Origin of the sequence: Blautia sp. HCP3S3_B11, assembly GCF_052064435.1 — a bacterium.
Classification (GTDB): Bacteria; Bacillota; Clostridia; order Lachnospirales; family Lachnospiraceae; genus Blautia_A.
In genome coordinates this window covers 54,976-74,352 of record NZ_JBQHVP010000006.1, presented here as the reverse complement: position 1 = coordinate 74,352, position 19,377 = coordinate 54,976, and the positions used below count along the sequence as shown (strand labels likewise).

The following is a 19,377-nucleotide window of genomic DNA, read 5'->3' as shown; positions in this document are numbered from 1 at the left end:
AAAACCACGTACTGCTGTTTTTCCTGCTTTCTCAGATCGCCCAGAATGCAATATTCACATTCTTTCCTGCATTCTGCAGATGCTCCACAAGTTCTTCTGCTGCCTGTTCTTTCCTTTTTTCTGTGATTCCCAGTTCCACGTTACTCTTATTGATAGCACCACCGAAGTAGAAATTAATATCCGTTGCCTGCTCAAACAGCATCACACCAAGCAATGCTGCCGCATCCTTTTTTCGTTTCAGCCTGTTAAAGGACAGCCTGTCCTCCATCCATTCTTCACAATATTCAAGCAAATGCTCAATCGTAAGAAATCCCTCTGTCACCAGCTCTGTACCTTCCAGCTTATAATAGGCAGGAACGTCTCCGCAGGCAGTTTCACTAAGAGAGATCAGCTCTTTATCCAGATACCTGGCAGCACACTGTGCAGTAGTTCCGCCGCAGATTACATGATATCCCTCTGAATCGAAAAAGGACTTCAGATATCGCTCATCATGCTCCTCCTTACTTGGCGGACCGATCATAAGGTTTACCACCTGTTTATGCCGTATCCGCAGAACAATGGCTGTAATATCATCATCCGTTTCATTCAGATTCAGATCCAGGCTGGCCTCTGCCAGATAGCCTGCCATCTCCTGTGCGCTCATCCCTTTATGGTACTTTGCCCTGCAGAAAGCCATTACATCATCTCTTCCCCAGCCGCCATTGGTAGTTTTTCCCATTCCTGCATTGGTGACACCGTCGGACATAATGATCAGCATATCCTCATCTTTCAATTTAAAACAGCTTTTATGGATTTCCTTCTCTTCGATCATACTTGTCTCCACCGGATAATCGAAGAGCCTGCCATCCCGGATCAGAATTGCATCCGGATTATCAAACTGATAAAGGCTTACCTGTTTCCCCTGAAAATTCAGTACTGTAAAGGTGGCATATGCCAGATTTCTCACACTGCACACAGGAAGCGTTTTTGCCACTGCACGCACTGCCTCATCCAGTTCCACCTGATTAATGATCATGGTACTGAGCATCGTAGCCGTCAGCGTGGAAAGAATATTTGCCTTCACCCCGCTGCCCAGACCATCCGAAAGAACCAGCACATGATCTTTGTCATTTTCTTCAATTTTATAGCAGTCTCCACATAAGAATTCTTTCTTCTTATTCAGACTCACGTGACCAAAATCAATGCAAAGTCCGTCAAACTCTACATTCAGTCCCTGATGCCTATTTCTTTTCATTCGGTTCTTCACTCTCCAGAAGTATGGTATTTTTAAGCTTTTCAACAGCAACCTTGGTATCCGCCGCAGTCTCTCCCAGAAGCCCTGCAATCTGCTGAACAATCTTTAGCTGTTCTTCCACCAGTTTATCCGCCATCCGCGCAGCTTCAACCTGCGCATTATGAATCTGATCCTTATGTTTCCGTTCTTTCGTGATGTCCTTCATAATACAGAGTATCATTTTATTCTCTTTATCATTGGTCATTACACGATCCAGATAACACTTCTGATCTTCCAGATAAATCTCATCCTGCATCAGATTCCGGTCAAAAGACAGAATGCTGGCAAGACTGTAATCGTCCATGATCTCTGATACCGGTTTGCCGATCAGCCGCCTTTTTTTCGGTATATTAAACAGCTTCGTTGCAGCCTGATTCATCTGAATAATCTTCAGGTTATAATCAACTGTTACCAGAAGTCCTGGCATGGCATTAAAGACCTTATTAGAATAACTCTCCTGTCTTGCCCGCATATACGGAATACACATGGCAACCTCAGCCTTATTCTGGATAATGGCGATTGCTTTCTCCCTGCAGGTGTTATACCCGCAGGCACCGCAGTTTAATTCATCCTTTGGAGAAAATTTTCCCATTTCCGCCAGCGCATCTCTGATTTCTTCCTCAGAAACCTCATCCTCCGCCTGAACCTGCGCAAGACAATAACCGAAATTCCTTCTCAGCTCAAATTCCGGTAATTCGTAATCTCCCGCTTCTTCGTGAAAACTTTTTCCAAAAGCTGCATTTTTAACCGCAAAAACATCCGCCAGGTAACGTCCTTTTTTCATCTGGAAGGACGGACCGGCCACACAGCCACCGCTGCATGCATACATTTCCAGAAAACAGTTCTCAAAATCCTCCGGATGGAGTTCTTTCAGAACTTCCCTGCACTGCTCCATTCCACTTACGGAAAGCTTACGAATTCCCTTTACTGTTCCCAGAAGATCCGTCAGTCCATCTGCAAGGGCAATCTCTCTTGATCGGTAGGCACTTCGTTCCGGTTCTTCCTCTTTTACGGAAATGCCTTCCTTCTTCAGCCATTCTGCCAGTTCCTCCAACGTGATCACATAGTCTACCTCATTGCCAGGCTCCCGCAGTTCTGACATAACAGAAATGCATGGGCTTACATAAACAATTCTTGCTTTCGGATACTGCTTCTTAAGGTAATTGGCATGAAACTGCATCATAGAAGCAGACTGCACCAGATTTCCCAGAAGATGTGGATAATGTTTCTTTATCAGCTGCACGATTACCGGACAGGCGGAAGAAATCATCACACCCAACTCTTTCTGTTCTGGAAAAAGAGCCCGATACTGCGCTGTCATCAAACTTGCGCCCTCAGCCGCATCTGCCACATCTGCAAATCCCAGTTTCTTCATCGCTTCCCTTATTCCATTGATACCGGTTACCCCGAACCGCGCCAGATATGCCGGATGAAGCGAGGCAATAACCTGTGCTTTATTTTTCATTGCACTGCGAATCGCCGGAATCATATTCTGTTCTTCCTTGGCATCCTGCGGACAGACAAGAATACATTTCTCACAATAAATACATTGACTCTCAATAATTCTCGCCTGATGATCATGGACTCGAATCGCCTTGACCGGGCAGTTTCGGACACATTTATAGCAGTTCTTACAACTGACTTTCTTAAACTGAAGGATTGACTGAAATCTCTGCATGCCACATACTCCTTGTAATAATCTTAGAGCGTGTTAAAAAAGCTCTGGTAAATAAATAAAAAATCATTTCATCTCATTTTATATAAAGGAATATGGAGCTGCCGCCAGGACAGCAGATCCAAGCGACAGCCCCATATAATTTTTATGCTTTCTCAATCTTAACTGCACATACCTTATATTCCGGTATTCTTGCATATTTGTCAAGCGCTGCATTCGTCAGCCAGTTTGCATTTCCATCCGGGAAGTGGAATGGCATCCAGCTCTCACCCGGTGAAGTCTTAGTACCTACACGTGCGGTAGATTCGATAGATCCTCGTCTGGAAGAAACTCTGACTTTATCACCGTTTTTGATACCAAGTTTATCTGCATCTACGATATTCATTTCGATAAATGATTTACCTTCGATTTCCATAAGCTCAGGTGTCTTTCCGGTCATAGCTCTTGTTGTGTAGTGATACAGGATACGTCCTGTCATCAGGATGATTGGATAATCATCATCCGGAAGCTCTGCGGACGGTACATATTTAGCCGGATAGAACCAGCCGAGACCACGGGAGAATTTACCCACATGCATGATCGGTGTTCCCGGATGATCCTTGGAGATACATGGCCACTGAAGTCCCTGTCCGTGAACTTCTTCACTATCGAGACGTTCATGGCTGATACCTGCAAAGCTCGGTGTCAGAGATGCGATCTCGTCCATGATCTGTGCAGATGTCAGATGTGGCTGCGGATATCCCATACGGTTCATCAGATCAATAATGATATCTGTATCCAGTCTCATCTCGCCAGGTACTGTGACAGCCTTGCGGACTCTCTGTACGCGGCGCTCTGTATTGGTAAATGTACCCTCTTTCTCTGCATAGCTTACACCAGGAAGGATAACATCTGCATACTGAGCTGTCTCTGTCATGAAAAGTTCCTGAAGTACAAAGAAATCAAGACTCTTTAATGCTTTGATAATGTGTGTGGTATCCGGATCAGTAACTACCGGGTCCTCACCGTAGATATACAGACCTTTGATCTCGCCTGTGATTGCTTTCGGGAATACATCTGTTGCGTGTGTTCCAATATTCGGATCCAGTTTCACGCCCCATGCTTTCTCAAATTTCTCACGTACTGCAGGATCAGTAACTTTCTGATATCCAGGATATACGTTCGGCTGTGCGCCCATATCGCAGGCACCCTGTACGTTGTTCTGTCCACGAAGCGGGTTAACACCACAGCCTTCACGGCCAAGTTTGCCAACCATCATTGCCATATTGGACATAGACATAACGCCCTCTGTACCTGTGGAATGTTCGGTTACACCAAGGCAGTAGATGATAGGAGCACGGTCAGCTTTTGCATACATGATCGCTGCTTTTCTCAGATCGTCTGCATCAATGTGGCAGATCTCTGCTACTTTCTCAGGTGTGTAATCTTTTACGATTTCTTTTAATTCTTCAAAACCTTCGGTACGCTCTGCGATAAACTTGTCATCCTGAAGTCCCTCTGAAAGAATTACATTCATAATACCATTTGCAAAAGCAACGTTTGTACCAGGTTTCAGTTTCAGATGAATATCTGCTTTCTTTGCAAGACCAATGTCACGCGGGTCAACTACGATCAGCTTGCAGCCTCTCTTGACTGCCTGGCGGATCTGCATACCAACTACAGGATGTGCTTCCTCAGGGTTTGAACCAACCAGCATGATCAGGTCAGCGTTCTTTGTGATATCCCCGATCGGGTTTGTCATGGCACCGGAACCAAGAGTCATTGCAAGACCTGATACGGATGCGGAATGACATACACGGGCACAGTTATCTGTGTTGTTTGTGCCGAAGCAGCAGCGAACCATCTTCTGTACCATGTAGATATCTTCGTTCGGTGATCTGGAACATGCAAAACCTGCAAGGGAATTAGAACCATACTGTTTCTTGATCTCCATAAATTTGGAAGCAACAAGATCCAGTGCCTCATCCCATGTTGCACGTTCAAATTCACCTGTTTCTTTATTCTTGATCAACGGATATTTGATACGCTCCGGTGAATGTACGAAATCGAAGCTTCCGCTGCGGCCTTTAACGCAGAGCAGACCTTTGTTGGATGGTCCGTTTGCAGCCTCTGTATCCACAATCTTTCCGTCTTTTACGAGGAGATAATACTGGCAGCCTGTTGCACAATGTGGACAGGTAGTCAGAACCTTCTTGTCGATCTGGTATGGACGATATTTCTTTCTGCGCTTCATGGTTAACGCACCTGTCGGACAGGCCTGAACACAATTACCACAGGATTCACAGATACCTTCATTCCATTTATGTTTATAATGTGCACCGATCACAGACTGGAAACCACGATCCATGGTATCGATCGCACCTCTTCCTACGATTTCTTTACAGGTATTCACGCAGCGGTGGCAGAGAATACACAGGCTTGGATCATAGGTAAAGAATTTGTTTGTATCATCAATCGGCATATCCTTCATTTCACCAGGATAGCTTGTCTCAGTTACACCATATTCAAAACAGTAGTCCTGTAATTTACAGTCACCATTCGCTTCACATGAGAAACAGTGTACACGATGGTCTGAAAGAAGGAGGTCAAGAGTATCTTTACGATAAGCAACTACCTTCTCTGACATTGTCTGTACTTCATCGCCCTCTGAACAGCGAAGTGTACATGCCGTATCAAATTTGGTTCTGCCATTGTTTGTTACTTCTACCACGCATAAACGGCAGGAACCATCCGGCAATACATTCTCCAGATAGCAGAGTGTAGGAATCTCCACTCCGATCTGTCTGGCAGCCTGCAGAATAGTCGTACCTTTCTCTACCTCTGCAGGAATTCCATCTATTGTCAAATGAATCATCTTTTCACCCTCCTTAATTCACAGAAATTGCACCGAATACACAATTTTCCAGACATGTTCCGCACTTAATACACTTGGAGGTATCAATGCTGTGAGGCTCTTTCTTATTTCCTGTGATAGCACCAACCGGGCAGTTTCTTGCGCACTTGGTACATCCTTTGCATTTTTCAGGATCGATCACATAAGAACGCATTGCCTTACATACATGAGCTGCGCACTTCTTATCTACGATATGTTCTACATATTCATCACGGAAGTTCTTTAAAGTGGAAAGTACCGGAAGCGGTGCACTCTTACCAAGTCCGCAAAGTGAACGGTCTTTGATAAAGTTTCCAAGATGTTCCAGTTTCTCCAGATCTTCCATCTCACCTTTACCATCTACGATCTTCTCAAGGATCTCAAGCATACGTTTCGTACCGATACGGCAAGGTCCGCATTTACCGCAGGATTCTCTCTGAGTAAAGCCCATGAAGAATCGTGCAACCTCTACCATACAGGTATGTTCGTCCATAACTACCAGACCACCGGAACCAACGATCGCTCCGTATTTCTTGACAGAGTCAAAGTCAAGCGGTACATCCAGATGTTCTTCCGTCAGGCATCCGCCGGACGGACCACCAATCTGAACAGCCTTGAATGCAGCGCCGGATTTCAGTCCTCCACCGATATCGAAAATAATCTCTCTTAAAGTTGTTCCCATCGGAACTTCGATCAGACCTGTATTTTCTATAGAACCGGTCAATGAGAAAGTCTTTGTTCCAGGTGAACCCTCTGTACCGATACTTCTGTACCAGTCAGCACCTTTGAGAATGATTTCCGGAATATTTGCATAAGTTTCTACGTTATTAAGAACTGTAGGTTTCGCCCAGAGTCCCTGTTCTACTGTACGAGGCGGTTTTACACGAGGCATACCCCTGCTTCCCTCGATAGAAGCAGTAAGGGCAGAGCCTTCACCACATACGAAAGCACCTGCACCACGGTTGATATGCATATGGAAAGAGAATCCTGTTCCGAGAATATTGTCTCCCAGAAGTCCGTTCTCCTCCAGAACTGCGATTGCATGTTTCAGACGTGCTACAGACTGCGGATATTCTGCACGTACATAAATATATCCATGCTGTGCTCTTACTGCGTAAGCTGCAAGCATCATACCTTCGATCAGACGATACGGATCGCCTTCCATTACGGAGCCATCCATAAATGCTCCCGGGTCACCCTCATCACCATTACATACTACATAATGAACAGGATCAGCCTGACGGGCTACCTGAATCCATTTCTTACCAGCCGGGAAGCCGCCGCCTCCACGTCCGCGGATACCGGATTTATCAACCTGATCGATAACCAGATCCGGATCCATCTCAAACATCGCTTTCTCCAGAGCCTGGAAACCACCGCTTGCTATGTATTCCTGCAGAGATTCCGCATCAAATTTGCCACAGTTTTTCAGAACGATTCGTGTCTGTTTTGCGATAAACGGGATATCCTGTGGTCCGCGGCTTACCTTACCGCCTTTCTGATAAAGCAGTCTCTCGATTGTCTCATTTCCCTGGACACTCTTTTCAAAAATCTCCTGGCAGTCTTCAATCTGAACCTTTGTATACTGGATTACGTCGTTACCCTTCTGGATACGAACCAGCGGTCCAAGTTCACAGACACCCTGACATCCGGTTTTCTTCACACCTACGTGTGCATCTTTGTCATGAGGTCCAAATTCAATACTTACTCCCGGGGCATCCTTGGCGATCTCCAGGAATTTCTCATAAATCTTCTGGGAACCGGTCGCTACACATCCGGTACCTGAACAGACGAGAATACGACAGTCATAAGAATCCAGCACCTTTATGGCTTCTTCTCTGACCTGGTCCAATGCTTCTTTATTCTGGATCATCCCTGTTCGCCCCCTCTCAGTTTATCAATCAGTTCATCTGCTTTCTCCGGTGTCATTCTCGGATGAACATCATCATTGACCATCATTGTCGGCGCAAGTCCGCATGCACCAAGACAGGAAACTGTTTCCACCGTAAACATCATATCGTCTGTCGTCTTTTTTGTCTTGGACAGACCAAGTTTCTTATACAGTTCTTCCAGAACCGGAATAGATTTTCTTACATGACAGGCTGTTCCGTCACAAACCTTGATCACATATTTACCTTTTGCCTCGAATGAAAAGTTCTCATAGAATGTTGCAACACTGAATGCTTTCGCTTCTGTTACTCCGATCTGATCAGCCACATAGGTCAGCAGTTCTCCCGGCAGATATCTGTACACGCCCTGAATATCCTGCATGATCGGAATCAGTGATGCCGGCTTTTTACCATAGAAAGCAATAATCTCGTCCGCTTTCTGATAAAATGATTGATCTAGCATTTCGCACCCTCCTTATACCTTCTTTTTCTCTTTTTATTGCACTCTTTACATATTGTAACGATAATTATAATCCTTTTTCATCATTTTAACAACCTGATTTATAGAAATTTTCTAATTTTATATCATTTTTCTCTATAAATGTTGCTTTTGTTTGTTTAATTTTTATCAAATCAACAAAATTATACACTAAACTGAATAAGGCAAAACCAAAGTGAACATCACATCAAGTTGACAAGATATTCTCGATCCTGTCTGGAGAATTTTTATATCATAGAAATATTACTGAGTAATTTCCTATGATACTGATACAAAAAAGCTGATATTTCATAACCATATAATTTATGAAATATCAGCTTTTTTGTTTTCTGTTATATTGCAGCTATTCCCAATCTTCATAACTGCATTACAATTTCATCTTTAAAATTTTTCCTTGTCAATCGGATATTCGCAATTGAAGAAAGGAACTTACTTGATTCGGTTAAATCTTATTGTGCCTGGAAATAATATCCCACGCCCCATTTGGTGTGCACGTATTTCGGCTCACTCGGATTGGTTTCAATCTTCTCGCGGAGACGGCGGATATGTACATCCACTGTACGCACATCACCCGGATATTCGTATCCCCATACAATATTCAGCAGGTTCTCACGGCTGTAAACTTTATTCGGGTTAAACACGAGAAGTTCCAGTACGTCGAATTCCTTCGCTGTCAGATTGATCTCTCTGCCTGCGATAAACACACGTCTTCCTTCGCAGTCCATACGAAGATCGCCCACCTCGATACTCTTGGCTTTTTCCTTCTCCTCATGGTCACTTCCTGCACGTCGCATGATTGCTTTGATACGCGCTTTCACCTCCAGGATGTTAAATGGCTTGGTGATATAATCATCAGCGCCATATTCAAGACCAAGAATCTTGTCCATATCTTCGCCCTTAGCTGTCAGCATCACGATTGGTACGTTGGAAAATTCGCGAATCTGCTGACACACTTCCAGTCCGTCCATCTTTGGCAGCATCAGATCCAGAAGGATAATATCGTATTTTTTATCTTTTGCTTTCTCTACTGCTTCTTCTCCATCGTAAGCGCAATCCACTTCCATACCATCCTGTTCAAGACTGAAACGGATTCCTTTTACAATCAGCTTCTCATCATCTACTACCAAAACTTTCCTGCTCATTCGGTTCTCCTTATCCTACTACTATCTCATCTTTTATCTTTGCAAAAGTACCTTCTTTGATACCCTGTACATTCATAATCTCTTCTATCGCAGCAAACGGCCCGTTCTCCTGCCGGTAGGCAATAATCGCCTGTGCACGTGTCGCACCGATTCCTGTCAGTGTGGTAAGCTGGGTTTCATCTGCTGTATTTATGTTGATCCTGTTATCCTGCTGAGCCTGAGCAGCTATCCCTGTGTTCTGTCCTGTCCCGGCGCTTCCGTTCATCTGTCCATCTGATGCTCCGGCCATCTCTGCCGGATCCAGCCCCTGCCGCTCCATCTCTTCCTGTGTAAGAATATAAAGCTGCTGTCCGTCTGTCAGAACTCCTGCACGGTTTACACAGGTTAGAGCTGCCTCGGGAAGATATCCTCCCGCCACCTCAATCGCCTGAAACACCCGGCTCCCGGCTGCCAGCTGAAAAACTCCCGGATTCGCAACTGCTCCGCACACATCTACATAAATCATCTCAGGCTGCGTTTCCCCAGTTGAATTTATCTCCGTCCCATTACCTGCATCTGAACCACCTGATTCTGCCTGTTTTTTCCGGGACTCTGCAGAACTGCCATCATCATTCTGTCGGTCTTCTGTATCAGCTTTCTTCTCATCTGTATCTTTCTTCGACTTCTGTCCTGATGTTTTCTCTTCTGATGACTCCGCATCCACCTCTGCCTTTGCTTCCTGCAATCCATCTATCAGAAACTGTGCCTCTCTGCTCTTACATCCTGTCAGTCCTGTAAGAAACAAAGTTCCACACAATATCAGCGTCGCAGCATAACAACATCTGTTTTTTATTTTCATCATAAGGGTCCTCCTCTTATTTCTCAGAGTAAGAGTCCCCCTGTCCATAATGCCACCCTTATTGTAACGAAATCTTAATGATTTTACAATAGTAAACTCTTATTTTTGCCACTTAAATATAACAATTCCGGAAATCGCGATCAGCAATCCAAGGATTTTGCGCCATTCAAAGGGTTCTTTATCTACCCCAAACAATCCAAATAATTCAATTACATAAGCAACTGCCAGCTGCGAAATAACGATCAGCATTGCCGCCCTGGCAGGTCCAAGAGCTCCCATGCTCTGGATTACTGTAATTGTAATAAACGCTCCGATCACACCACCAAGGAGTGTATATTTATTGTCCACCTGCCAGAGCGCAGCCACACTTTCCCGTCCTGTGAAAAGCCAGGCAAGAACACAGACTGCAAAAGCCGACAGCTGCACCCAGCCGGTTGATACCCAGAGACTGGTCTGCTTTGTCACCTCCGTGTTAAAAACACCCTGAATACTCATCAGCGCCCCTGAAATCAATGCCACTATAAATCCCCACATAAATCTGCCCTCCTGGATAATATGATCATTCTGCTTACTCCGGTAATCATTCCTATGCCGAAAAGAGGCACCGCCTTTTAGCAGTACCTCTTGTTTTCTTTAGTATTAGTCTATTCAGTTACGAAAAAAACATACAGTAAATTTCTTCATTGTGGAGTATGGACTGTAAACTCTGGATTTATCCTTGTAGGTCTTATTCCAGGAACGTACTGCACATACCAGGTGCCTTTCTTTACATTTGTAAAGGTTACAGTTACGGTATTTTTGCATTTTGTGTAAATGTCTGACTCATCACTAAAGTAACGAGAATGCGACGCGCAGTTATTCAAATCTGATCAGGCACCCAGAACAGCGGATATCTTAATTTCTTTTTCCGTTTCACTGAGGTCAAAGTCACCGCTATCTTCCACAGTCATGTGTACCTCATACAGTACATCTTCTGTCAGCGTATCCGGTGTTTCACCATCTTCTGTCTGGATATGCCATTTTGTATTTTGGGAGGGGCAGTTTGCTGTGCCCTGCAAATTCCCACCAGATGGTTCCTGTTTCCTCTGCTGCAACCGGCAAAATCTCTGACTATAACCTGCATTTCTGTGAAAATCAGGCTGTTGACAGTGTTTTCGGATATTATTCCACCATTGCAGAAAGAGAAAACATTCCTTTTCATGCACTGGTTTCCCTGCCTGCTGATCTTTCCATAGATGAGATCAATCTGTGCCTTGTGTTCTCCAATCTGCTGGAAAATGCCATCCAGGCAAGTGTGAAAACAGCACCCGCCCGCAGAAAGATTAATGTGGAAGTTTATCCCCACCATAATCATCTCCTTCTGATCCATGTGGAGAATACCTTCGATGGCAAAATACAGCAAAAAAACAATATTTTCCAATCCTCCAAACACTCCGGAAACGGCATAGGAATCGAATCTGTCCGCCACATTATCGACAAAAACGGCGGTGCATGCAGTTTTTTCTGTTCCAACAGCAGCTAACCTGTATTTACTTATACTATCCATACGGGCACTGGAATCAGCCTTTTATTTATACAGCTCCCTTAATCGGGATGCATACAAATGTCAATTTTTATTCGGCTCTGTCCGAGTCAGTTGCAACCGAATAAAATTTTCAAGATTCATATCTTCTGTAAAAAAAGAAGGCCATTGCAAAATGCAACAGCCTTCGAAATTTTCCACTATTTTATTAATTCAACTACCAAAATTATTCCATACACTCATCCAGAATATCAGCCATCTTATCAATGTGTTCTTTTGTGATCACAAGCGGAGGTACGATTCTGAGTACATCACTGCCTGCGGAGATCACCAACAGTCCTTTTGCCAGCGCAGCTTTTACAACTTCTCCAACCGGGCGGCCCTGGATCACGATTCCCTGCATGAAGCCCATGCCTCGTCTTGTTGCAGCGCATTCATGTTTTGCAACAATTTCATCCAGTTTCTGTTCCAGATATGGAGTCATTTCCTGTACATGTTCAATGATCTTATCATTCTCATAAATGTCAAATACTTTGCTGACTGCAGCACATACAAACGGGTTTCCACCGTAAGTGGTACCATGATCACCTGGCTCCAGAGAAGCTTTGGCAGCTTTTTCGCCCAGTACAAACGCACCTACCGGCACACCACATCCAAGAGCCTTGGCACTTGTCATAATATCCGGCTGTACACCGTATGCCTGCCATGCAAAATAATGTCCGGTTCTTCCCATACCGCACTGGATTTCATCGAAGATCAGCATAATATCTTTCTCATCACAGATCTGACGCAGACCTTCCAGAAATTCCTTCTTTGCCGGATAGATACCACCCTCACCCTGAACAACCTCAGTGATAATTGCGCAGGTCTTATCTGTGATCTGAGCCTTTACGCTCTCAAGGTCATTGAAATCCGCAAACTTCACACCGCCCATCAGTGGCTCAAAGGGCTCTCTGTAATGAGCAGTTCCTGTTACGGAAAGTGCTCCGATACTTCTTCCATGGAAGGAATGGTTCATGGCAATGATCTCATGATCTGCATGTCCGTCACGTACATATGCATATTTCTTAGCTGCTTTTAAAGCACCTTCGATTGCTTCTGTACCACTGTTAGTAAAGAATGCCTTGCTCATTTTACTTGCCTTTACCAGCTTCGCACCTGCTTCAATGATCGGCTCATTGTAATATAAGTTGGAAATATGCATCAGCTTATCAATCTGATCTTTTAATGCTTCATCATATCCCGGATAATGATATCCCAGAGAATTTACAGCAATACCTGCTGCAAAATCCAGATATTCCTTTCCTTCGGAATCATATAAATAACATCCCTGTCCCTTTTCAAAAACAACAGGAAAACGATTATAAGTGTGAAGGATACTCTCTTCGGATTCCTTCATCTGTTCATTCATGTTCATTGTAATATTTCTCCCCGTCTTCTCTCAGAATCGCAGTACCAATACCTTTGTTTGTAAAGATCTCCAGCAGTAAGCTGTGAGGAATTCTTCCGTCAAGGATATGGACTCTGTTAACGCCTTCTTCAATGGCATCAATACAGTTTTTCAGCTTCGGAATCATACCTCCGCCTACATAACCGTCATCGATCAGTTTCTGTGCTTCATCTACATGAAGTTCAGAGATCAGGCTGGACGGATCATCCTTGTCTTTATAAACGCCTTCAATATCAGAAAGGAATGCAAGCTTCTCAGCATGAACAGCCTCTGCAATGGCACATGCCGCATCATCCGCATTAATATTATAAGTAGCGAACTCATCGTCATAACCTACCGGGAAAATGATCGGCAGGAAATCTTTCTCCAGAAGATCCTCCAGAATCTTCGGCTCAACCTTTGTAACTTCACCAACAAATCCGATGTCTCCGCCCTCTGTCTGTTTCTTGCGGCATTTCAGCAGACCACCGTCTTTACCGCTGATACCAACAGCATTTACACCAAGAGATTCCACCATGGCAACCAGTTCCTTGTTCACCTTCGCAAGAACCATCTCTGCGATCTCCATAGTATCTTTATCTGTAACACGAAGACCGTTAATAAATTTCGGCTCCATACCAACCTTGCCAACCCAGCGGCTGATTTCCTTACCACCGCCATGAACGATGATCGGTTTGAAACCAACCAGCTTCAGAAGAACAACATCCTTGATCACATTCTTCTTCAGTTCATCATCCAGCATGGCACTTCCACCGTACTTTACAACTACGATTTTACGATTAAATCTCTGAATATAAGGAAGCGCCTCGATCAGCACCTCCGCCTTATCCAAATATTTCTGATTAACCATCTGTATTCTCCTTTATTATGAACGATAATCCGCATTGATTTTTATATAATCATAAGTCAGGTCACAGCCCCATGCAGTTGCTGTGGCATCACCCATCTTCACATCAGCAATTGCTGTAACAGCTTCCTCAGAAAGAATCTTCGTTGCCTCTTCTTCACTGTAATCCACAGCCACACCATTCTCGATAATCTGAATCTTACCAGCCTTACTCTCAAAGAACAGATCCACCTTCTCAGGATCAAACTTCGCACCGGAATATCCCATAGCACACAGAATTCTTCCCCAGTTTGCATCATGTCCGTAGATAGCAGCCTTTGTCAGAGAAGAAGTAACAACAGACTTACTCAGTGTAACCGCCTGCTCCTTAGACTCCGCACCAACAATCTTTACCTCAAACAAGGCAGTCGCACCCTCGCCATCTCCGGCAATCTTCTTCGCCAGAGAAGTATTAATATAATTCAGTGCCGCTTTGAAAGTCTCATAATCCTCGCCCTTCTCCGTAATCTCCGGATTCTCAGCCAAGCCATTTGCCAGAAGAAGAACTGTATCATTCGTAGAAGTATCCCCATCAACAGAAACCATATTGTAGGTATCTTTAACATCCTCACTTAATGCCTCCTGCAGCATCTTCTTGGAAATCTTCGCATCCGTAGTCACAAAACCAAGCATCGTACACATATTCGGATGAATCATACCCGAGCCCTTACACATACCACCAATCGTAACAGTTTTACCACCAATCTCAACCTGAACAGCAACTTCCTTCTTCTTAGTATCAGTAGTCATGATCGCCTTGGCAGCCTCAGTACCCGCTTCCAGAGAACCATCCAGCTTCGGAGCCATCATCTTCACACCATTCTTAATACGGTCAATCGGAACCTGCATACCGATAACACCGGTAGAAGCAACCAGTACGCTGTCCGCAGCCACCCCAAGAACCTCAGCAGCCGCATCTGCAGTCTCCTTACAATAACCATATCCTTCTGCACCAGTACATGCATTGGCAATACCACTGTTACAGATCACCACCTGCGCAGACGGATGATTATAAACAATATCCTGATCCCATTTAACAGGCGCAGCCTTCACCACATTGGTAGTAAAAGTCCCCGCCGCCACACACGGAACCTCACTGTAAACCATAGCCATATCAGTTCTGCCCTTATACTTAATCTCAGCCGCTGCAGCAGCTGCCTGAAACCCCTTAGCCGCCGTAACGCCACCATCTATAATCTTCATAATCAAATCCTCCTTACATATCCACAACTTCCCAGACTGCCGCAGGTCCCCTGCGCAGTCGCCATCCAGTTACTGGAAAAGTCAGCTCCGGAAATTATTTGTTTCTGAACACTTAGAGTTACTAAGCCCCGAAACCGCGTTCAAAAACAAATAATTTCCGGAGCGTCCCTTCCCATTAATCTATCATGGACACATCGGCACCTGCAGCAGTCCCTCAGCCTCCTTAAATCCAAACATCAGATTCATATTCTGCACAGCCTGTCCTGCAGCACCTTTAACCAGATTATCCATAGCCCCCATCATAATAACTCTGTGAGTTCTCGGATCAATCTTAAAGTTCACATCCACATAATTACTTCCTTCCACGCACTTAGTCTGCGGACAAACATCCTTATCCAGCACACGAACGAAAGTCTCATTCTCATAATACTTATCATAAACTGCCTTCACCTCTTCATAAGAAACATCCTTAGTCAGAGAAGCATAAGCAGTCACCAGAATACCACGATTCATAGGAATCAGATGAGGTGTAAAATTAATCAGCACCTCTTTGCCACACGCATAACCAAGCTGATCCTCAATCTCCGGTGTATGTCTGTGACTTGCAACACCATAAGCCTTAATATTCTCATTCACTTCACAGAACAGATTGGCAACCTTCGCTCCACGTCCTGCTCCTGAAGTACCGGACTTCGCATCAATAATAATGGTAGACGGATCGATCAGTCCCTCTTTAATCAGCGGATAAATAGAAAGTGTGGAACATGTAGGATAACATCCCGGATTCGCGATCAATCTTGCCTTCTTAATCTCCTCACGATTAATCTCACATAAACCATAAACCGCCTCATCAATAAACTGCGGAGCCTTATGCTCAATTCCGTACCATTTCTCATATTTCTTCACATCTTTAATACGGAAATCCGCACTCAGATCAATAACTTTCGCCTTGGAAAGAATTCCTTCATTAATTAAAGAAGCACACAGTCCCTGAGGAGTAGCTGTAAAGATCACATCCACTTCATCAGCTAATGCTTCCATATTATCATCCATACATTTCGCATCTACCAGTTTAAAAAAGTTCTGGTAAACATCTGAATATTTCTGGTCAATATAACTTCTTGAACCATACCACGCAATTTCCACATCTTTATGTCCCAGAAGCAGTCTCACGATCTCGTTACCTGCATAGCCTGTGGCACCGATAATTCCTGCTTTAATCATAATAATTTCCTCCATCTTCGCCTCATCCGGCGGTCTTCATTTCATAGTAAAACTTTACTCTATCAGAGTGCTGGACTAATTATACATCTTACCTGCATAATATGCAATAGTCATTTTTCAATGTTTTTACATGGATTTTATTTCAGTTCACGGATTTCCCCCTGTCTTTTCCTATATTATGTTGCATATTTATGCAAAAACAGATAAAACTTTTTTGCATTTTTCTATTGCATATTTATAAAAAAAGGTGTATATTATCACTTGTTAAGCGGAATCACACGAAATCATCTTGTTCCGCATTGAATATTTATTCAAAAATTTCAATCAGAAATTACCGCATTTATTCAAAAATAATGCGCTGAACTCCCGACCTATTCATTTACTTTCGGCAAACGGATATCTCAGGAAATTTTTACAAATCAGGAAAATAATAAAATCCAATTTCAGGAGGAATACAATCATGAAAGAAAAAGTCGTTTTAGCATACTCAGGCGGTCTTGATACCACAGCCTTAATCCCATGGTTAAAAGAAACATTTGATTACGATGTTGTCTGCTGCTGCGTAAACTGCGGTCAGGGAAACGAACTGGACGGACTGGATGAAAGAGCAAAGCTTTCCGGTGCTTCCAAACTATATATCGAAGATATCGTAGATGAATTCTGTGATGACTTCATCGTACCATGTGTACAGGCAGGTGCTGTATACGAACACAAATATCTCCTTGGTACATCCATGGCCCGTCCGGCAATCGCTAAGAAATTAGTTGAGATCGCACGTAAAGAAGGCGCAGTTGCTATCTGCCACGGTGCTACAGGTAAAGGTAATGACCAGATTCGTTTCGAACTTGGCATCAAAGCTCTTGCTCCTGACATCAAAATCATCGCTCCATGGCGTATGACAGACAAATGGACCATGCAGTCACGTGAAGATGAGATCGCATTCTGTAAAGCTCACGGAATCGACCTTCCATTCGATGCAAGCCACAGCTACAGCCGTGACAGAAACTTATGGCATATCAGCCATGAAGGTCTGGAACTGGAAGATCCTTCACAGGCTCCAAATTATGACAATATGCTTGTTTTAGGTGTTACACCTGAGAAAGCCCCTGATAAAGAAACAGAAGTTACCATGACATTCGAGCAGGGTGTTCCGAAAACATTAAACGGCAAAGAAATGAAAGTTTCCGAGATCATCACAGAGCTCAACAAATTAGGCGGCGAGAACGGTATCGGTATCGTTGACATCGTTGAAAACCGTGTTGTTGGTATGAAATCCCGTGGTGTATATGAGACTCCTGGCGGAACAATCCTTATGGCAGCTCATGAACAGCTCGAAGAACTGACACTCGACCGCGAGACAATGGAAACCAAGAAGAAACTCGGCAGCCAGTTTGCTCAGGTTGTATACGAAGGAAAATGGTACACACCGCTTCGTGAAGCAATTCAGGCATTCGTTGAGTCCACACAGAAATATGTAACAGGTGAAGTTAAATTCAAACTGTACAAAGGCAACATCATCAAAGCCGGTACAACTTCTCCATACAGCCTCTATAACGAATCTCTTGCATCCTTCACAACAGGTGACCTCTACGACCACCACGATGCAGACGGATTCATCACACTGTTCGGACTTCCACTGAAAGTTCGCGCAATGATGTTAAAAGAAGTTGAGCAGAACAAAAAATAATTAAACAGAACCTATTACAGCCAGACAGGATTCCAATCCGTCTGGCTGTTTCTTTTTTATAATGTTCAAATTCCCAAAATAAGTCCTCTGTCTGAGCGCAGCGAGTAATCCCGACTTTTCTTCTCATGCTTTTAGCAGATTTCGGATGGCTCATAGCCTTCGCCGTTCTCCTATACCTCGGTGTCCAGAACCTGAACATAGTCATCAGCACCGCCAAAGTCCTCCTCAGCTTTTTATTCCCATTCATCATCGGTTTCGGAATCGCATTCATCCTGAATGTCCCAATGAAATTCATAGAACACCATCTGTTCGGCAAAGCCCTTGAGCAAAAGAAAAAAACGGCCGAAAAATTAGCCCGCCCAATCAGTCTTGTGCTCTCCATCGGCTTTGTCTTTGCCTGCTATGTTCTTCTCCAGAAAGAAAAACTCATGCAGCAGATAAAAAAAGCAACTCGTTTTATGACAAAATTATCAACTGATTGAGATAATTTTGTAAAGGGACTGTAACTCAGTGTAAGGTCTCTGTAATTGTAATTAATCTGATATTTCTTTATTATAGTAATATCTGGTTAAAAATGGAAGGAGATCTTAAGATGGACATCTTAAAAGGTAAACGTTATGATATTATGAATGTGCTTTGGGAAGAAGGAAGACCATTGTCTGCTTTTGAGATCAATGACATTGCACCGGAGCTAAAAATGCCAACTGTACGAAGATGCCTGGAGCTTCTTTTAAAAGAGAACATTATCAAAGTCGCGGGAACTTCTATGAACGGCAAGGTCTATGCAAGAAATTATACCCCTCTTCTTTCAAGAGAGAATTACTTAAAAGGAAATGCCGAAAGCAGAAAGATAAGCCCGGTAGAAATGATGACGGCGCTTCTGGAATCCGATGGAGTCACAGTAGAAGAAATTGAACAGCTCCAGAAACTTCTTGATAAGAAACGTGCGGAGTTAGAAAACAAATAATCATAAAACGCAGTGAGTAAAAACGGCATGGTCATAAAAAAGTAGACCGTGCCGTTTTTTTTAATTAATTTAAATCGTCAAAAGAATTGACAGTTAACTATAAATATTTTATAATCATTTTATAAACAATATAAGTAAACTTATATATGTCCATAATCGGTTGGACGTTTCTACCAACTACCGTAATAGTTGTCTATAAGTTCTCTCCCCAGGGAGAAAGAATGAGGTAAAGGCAGCATCGGTAGATTTT

General features: G+C 43.6%; 17 protein-coding genes and 1 riboswitch. Of the genes, 4 read left to right on the top strand and 13 right to left on the bottom strand.

All coding sequences use genetic code 11. From position 1 onward, the window contains the following. Window positions 1-31 precede the first annotated feature (31 nt). The 9 genes from ACTNC0_RS06050 to ACTNC0_RS06010 form a co-directional block, all read right to left on the bottom strand. Complete coding sequence (locus tag ACTNC0_RS06050) at window positions 32-1,234, bottom strand: PP2C family protein-serine/threonine phosphatase (protein WP_441086688.1); 1,203 nt, start codon at window positions 1,232-1,234, stop codon at window positions 32-34. Continuing rightward, entirely contained in the window at window positions 1,221-2,951 is a 1,731-nt protein-coding gene (locus tag ACTNC0_RS06045) for a [Fe-Fe] hydrogenase large subunit C-terminal domain-containing protein (protein WP_441086686.1), read from the bottom strand. Before ACTNC0_RS06045 ends, ACTNC0_RS06050 begins: the two co-directional genes overlap by 14 nt. Before the next feature lie 142 nt (window positions 2,952-3,093). Then, a complete protein-coding gene (gene fdhF, locus ACTNC0_RS06040) occupies window positions 3,094-5,802 on the bottom strand; it encodes a formate dehydrogenase subunit alpha (protein WP_441086684.1) in 2,709 nt (902 codons plus the stop codon). A gap of 13 nt (window positions 5,803-5,815) precedes the next feature. Then, window positions 5,816-7,693: an NADH-ubiquinone oxidoreductase-F iron-sulfur binding region domain-containing protein gene (locus ACTNC0_RS06035; protein ID WP_441086683.1), complete on the bottom strand. Its 1,878-nt coding sequence runs from the start codon at window positions 7,691-7,693 to the stop codon at window positions 5,816-5,818. Next, a complete protein-coding gene (locus ACTNC0_RS06030; RefSeq protein ID WP_117676206.1) occupies window positions 7,690-8,172 on the bottom strand; it encodes a complex I 24 kDa subunit family protein in 483 nt (160 codons plus the stop codon). The genes ACTNC0_RS06035 and ACTNC0_RS06030 overlap by 4 nt, the downstream gene beginning before the upstream one ends. 485 nt (window positions 8,173-8,657) lie before the next feature. Continuing rightward, window positions 8,658-9,350 carry a response regulator transcription factor gene (locus tag ACTNC0_RS06025; protein WP_117676207.1) on the bottom strand — a complete coding sequence of 231 codons (693 nt, stop codon included), beginning with the start codon at window positions 9,348-9,350 and terminating at the stop codon, window positions 8,658-8,660. 10 nt (window positions 9,351-9,360) lie between these two features. Further along, window positions 9,361-10,191 (bottom strand): helix-hairpin-helix domain-containing protein, encoded by an 831-nt coding sequence (locus tag ACTNC0_RS06020; RefSeq protein ID WP_441086682.1) that lies wholly within the window; start codon window positions 10,189-10,191, stop codon window positions 9,361-9,363. 96 nt (window positions 10,192-10,287) lie between these two features. After that, on the bottom strand, window positions 10,288-10,722 hold the full coding sequence (locus ACTNC0_RS06015) for a DMT family transporter (protein ID WP_055152683.1): 435 nt from the start codon (window positions 10,720-10,722) through the stop codon (window positions 10,288-10,290). Window positions 10,723-11,057: 335 nt separating this feature from the next. Further along, window positions 11,058-11,246, bottom strand: coding sequence for a hypothetical protein (locus ACTNC0_RS06010; RefSeq protein ID WP_441086681.1), 189 nt, complete (start codon window positions 11,244-11,246; stop codon window positions 11,058-11,060). On the opposite strand from ACTNC0_RS06010, the gene ACTNC0_RS06005 reads away from it, so the two are divergent. After that, a complete protein-coding gene (locus ACTNC0_RS06005) occupies window positions 11,231-11,710 on the top strand; it encodes an ATP-binding protein (RefSeq protein WP_441086680.1) in 480 nt (159 codons plus the stop codon). The genes ACTNC0_RS06010 and ACTNC0_RS06005 overlap by 16 nt on opposite strands. A gap of 226 nt (window positions 11,711-11,936) precedes the next feature. Here ACTNC0_RS06005 and ACTNC0_RS06000 read toward each other — a convergent pair whose 3' ends face one another. The 4 genes from ACTNC0_RS06000 to argC form a co-directional block, all read right to left on the bottom strand. Beyond that, window positions 11,937-13,127 carry an aspartate aminotransferase family protein gene (locus tag ACTNC0_RS06000; protein ID WP_441086678.1) on the bottom strand — a complete coding sequence of 397 codons (1,191 nt, stop codon included), beginning with the start codon at window positions 13,125-13,127 and terminating at the stop codon, window positions 11,937-11,939. Further along, the gene (gene argB, locus ACTNC0_RS05995; RefSeq protein WP_020993510.1) at window positions 13,114-14,010 is read right to left on the bottom strand and encodes an acetylglutamate kinase; all 897 of its coding nucleotides are present in this window, start codon (window positions 14,008-14,010) and stop codon (window positions 13,114-13,116) included. Before argB ends, ACTNC0_RS06000 begins: the two co-directional genes overlap by 14 nt. Window positions 14,011-14,025: 15 nt before the next feature. Next, entirely contained in the window at window positions 14,026-15,249 is a 1,224-nt protein-coding gene (argJ, locus tag ACTNC0_RS05990) for a bifunctional glutamate N-acetyltransferase/amino-acid acetyltransferase ArgJ (protein ID WP_441086677.1), read from the bottom strand. A gap of 183 nt (window positions 15,250-15,432) precedes the next feature. Next, complete coding sequence (argC, locus tag ACTNC0_RS05985; RefSeq protein WP_441086676.1) at window positions 15,433-16,473, bottom strand: N-acetyl-gamma-glutamyl-phosphate reductase; 1,041 nt, start codon at window positions 16,471-16,473, stop codon at window positions 15,433-15,435. Between the two features lie 460 nt (window positions 16,474-16,933). Here argC and ACTNC0_RS05980 point away from each other — a divergent pair, with 460 nt between their 5' ends. The 3 genes from ACTNC0_RS05980 (at window position 16,934) to ACTNC0_RS05970 (ending at window position 19,127) form a co-directional block, all read left to right on the top strand. After that, window positions 16,934-18,160, top strand: a complete 1,227-nt coding sequence (locus ACTNC0_RS05980; protein ID WP_008706208.1) for an argininosuccinate synthase — start codon at window positions 16,934-16,936, stop codon at window positions 18,158-18,160. A 125-nt stretch (window positions 18,161-18,285) separates the two neighbouring features. Then, window positions 18,286-18,642 (top strand): hypothetical protein, encoded by a 357-nt coding sequence (locus ACTNC0_RS05975; protein WP_441086675.1) that lies wholly within the window; start codon window positions 18,286-18,288, stop codon window positions 18,640-18,642. A gap of 110 nt (window positions 18,643-18,752) precedes the next feature. Then, entirely contained in the window at window positions 18,753-19,127 is a 375-nt protein-coding gene (locus ACTNC0_RS05970) for a BlaI/MecI/CopY family transcriptional regulator (RefSeq protein WP_441086674.1), read from the top strand. A 120-nt stretch (window positions 19,128-19,247) separates the two neighbouring features. Next, a riboswitch (purine riboswitch) is annotated at window positions 19,248-19,343 on the top strand. Window positions 19,344-19,377: the final 34 nt, after the last annotated feature.

Bases quoted from the DNA above. Each gene is read 5' to 3' on its own strand.
- ACTNC0_RS06050 (WP_441086688.1), bottom strand. From the start codon at position 1,234: ATGAAAAGAAATAGGCATCAGGGACTGAATGTAGAGTTTGACGGACTT.
- ACTNC0_RS06045 (WP_441086686.1), bottom strand. From the start codon at position 2,951: ATGCAGAGATTTCAGTCAATCCTTCAGTTTAAGAAAGTCAGTTGTAAG.
- fdhF (WP_441086684.1), bottom strand. From the start codon at position 5,802: ATGATTCATTTGACAATAGATGGAATTCCTGCAGAGGTAGAGAAAGGT.
- ACTNC0_RS06035 (WP_441086683.1), bottom strand. From the start codon at position 7,693: ATGATCCAGAATAAAGAAGCATTGGACCAGGTCAGAGAAGAAGCCATA.
- ACTNC0_RS06030 (WP_117676206.1), bottom strand. From the start codon at position 8,172: ATGCTAGATCAATCATTTTATCAGAAAGCGGACGAGATTATTGCTTTC.
- ACTNC0_RS06025 (WP_117676207.1), bottom strand. From the start codon at position 9,350: ATGAGCAGGAAAGTTTTGGTAGTAGATGATGAGAAGCTGATTGTAAAA.
- ACTNC0_RS06020 (WP_441086682.1), bottom strand. From the start codon at position 10,191: ATGATGAAAATAAAAAACAGATGTTGTTATGCTGCGACGCTGATATTG.
- ACTNC0_RS06015 (WP_055152683.1), bottom strand. From the start codon at position 10,722: ATGTGGGGATTTATAGTGGCATTGATTTCAGGGGCGCTGATGAGTATT.
- ACTNC0_RS06000 (WP_441086678.1), bottom strand. From the start codon at position 13,127: ATGAACATGAATGAACAGATGAAGGAATCCGAAGAGAGTATCCTTCAC.
- argB (WP_020993510.1), bottom strand. From the start codon at position 14,010: ATGGTTAATCAGAAATATTTGGATAAGGCGGAGGTGCTGATCGAGGCG.
- argJ (WP_441086677.1), bottom strand. From the start codon at position 15,249: ATGAAGATTATAGATGGTGGCGTTACGGCGGCTAAGGGGTTTCAGGCA.
- argC (WP_441086676.1), bottom strand. From the start codon at position 16,473: ATGATTAAAGCAGGAATTATCGGTGCCACAGGCTATGCAGGTAACGAG.
- ACTNC0_RS05980 (WP_008706208.1), top strand. From the start codon at position 16,934: ATGAAAGAAAAAGTCGTTTTAGCATACTCAGGCGGTCTTGATACCACA.
- ACTNC0_RS05975 (WP_441086675.1), top strand. From the start codon at position 18,286: ATGCTTTTAGCAGATTTCGGATGGCTCATAGCCTTCGCCGTTCTCCTA.
- ACTNC0_RS05970 (WP_441086674.1), top strand. From the start codon at position 18,753: ATGGACATCTTAAAAGGTAAACGTTATGATATTATGAATGTGCTTTGG.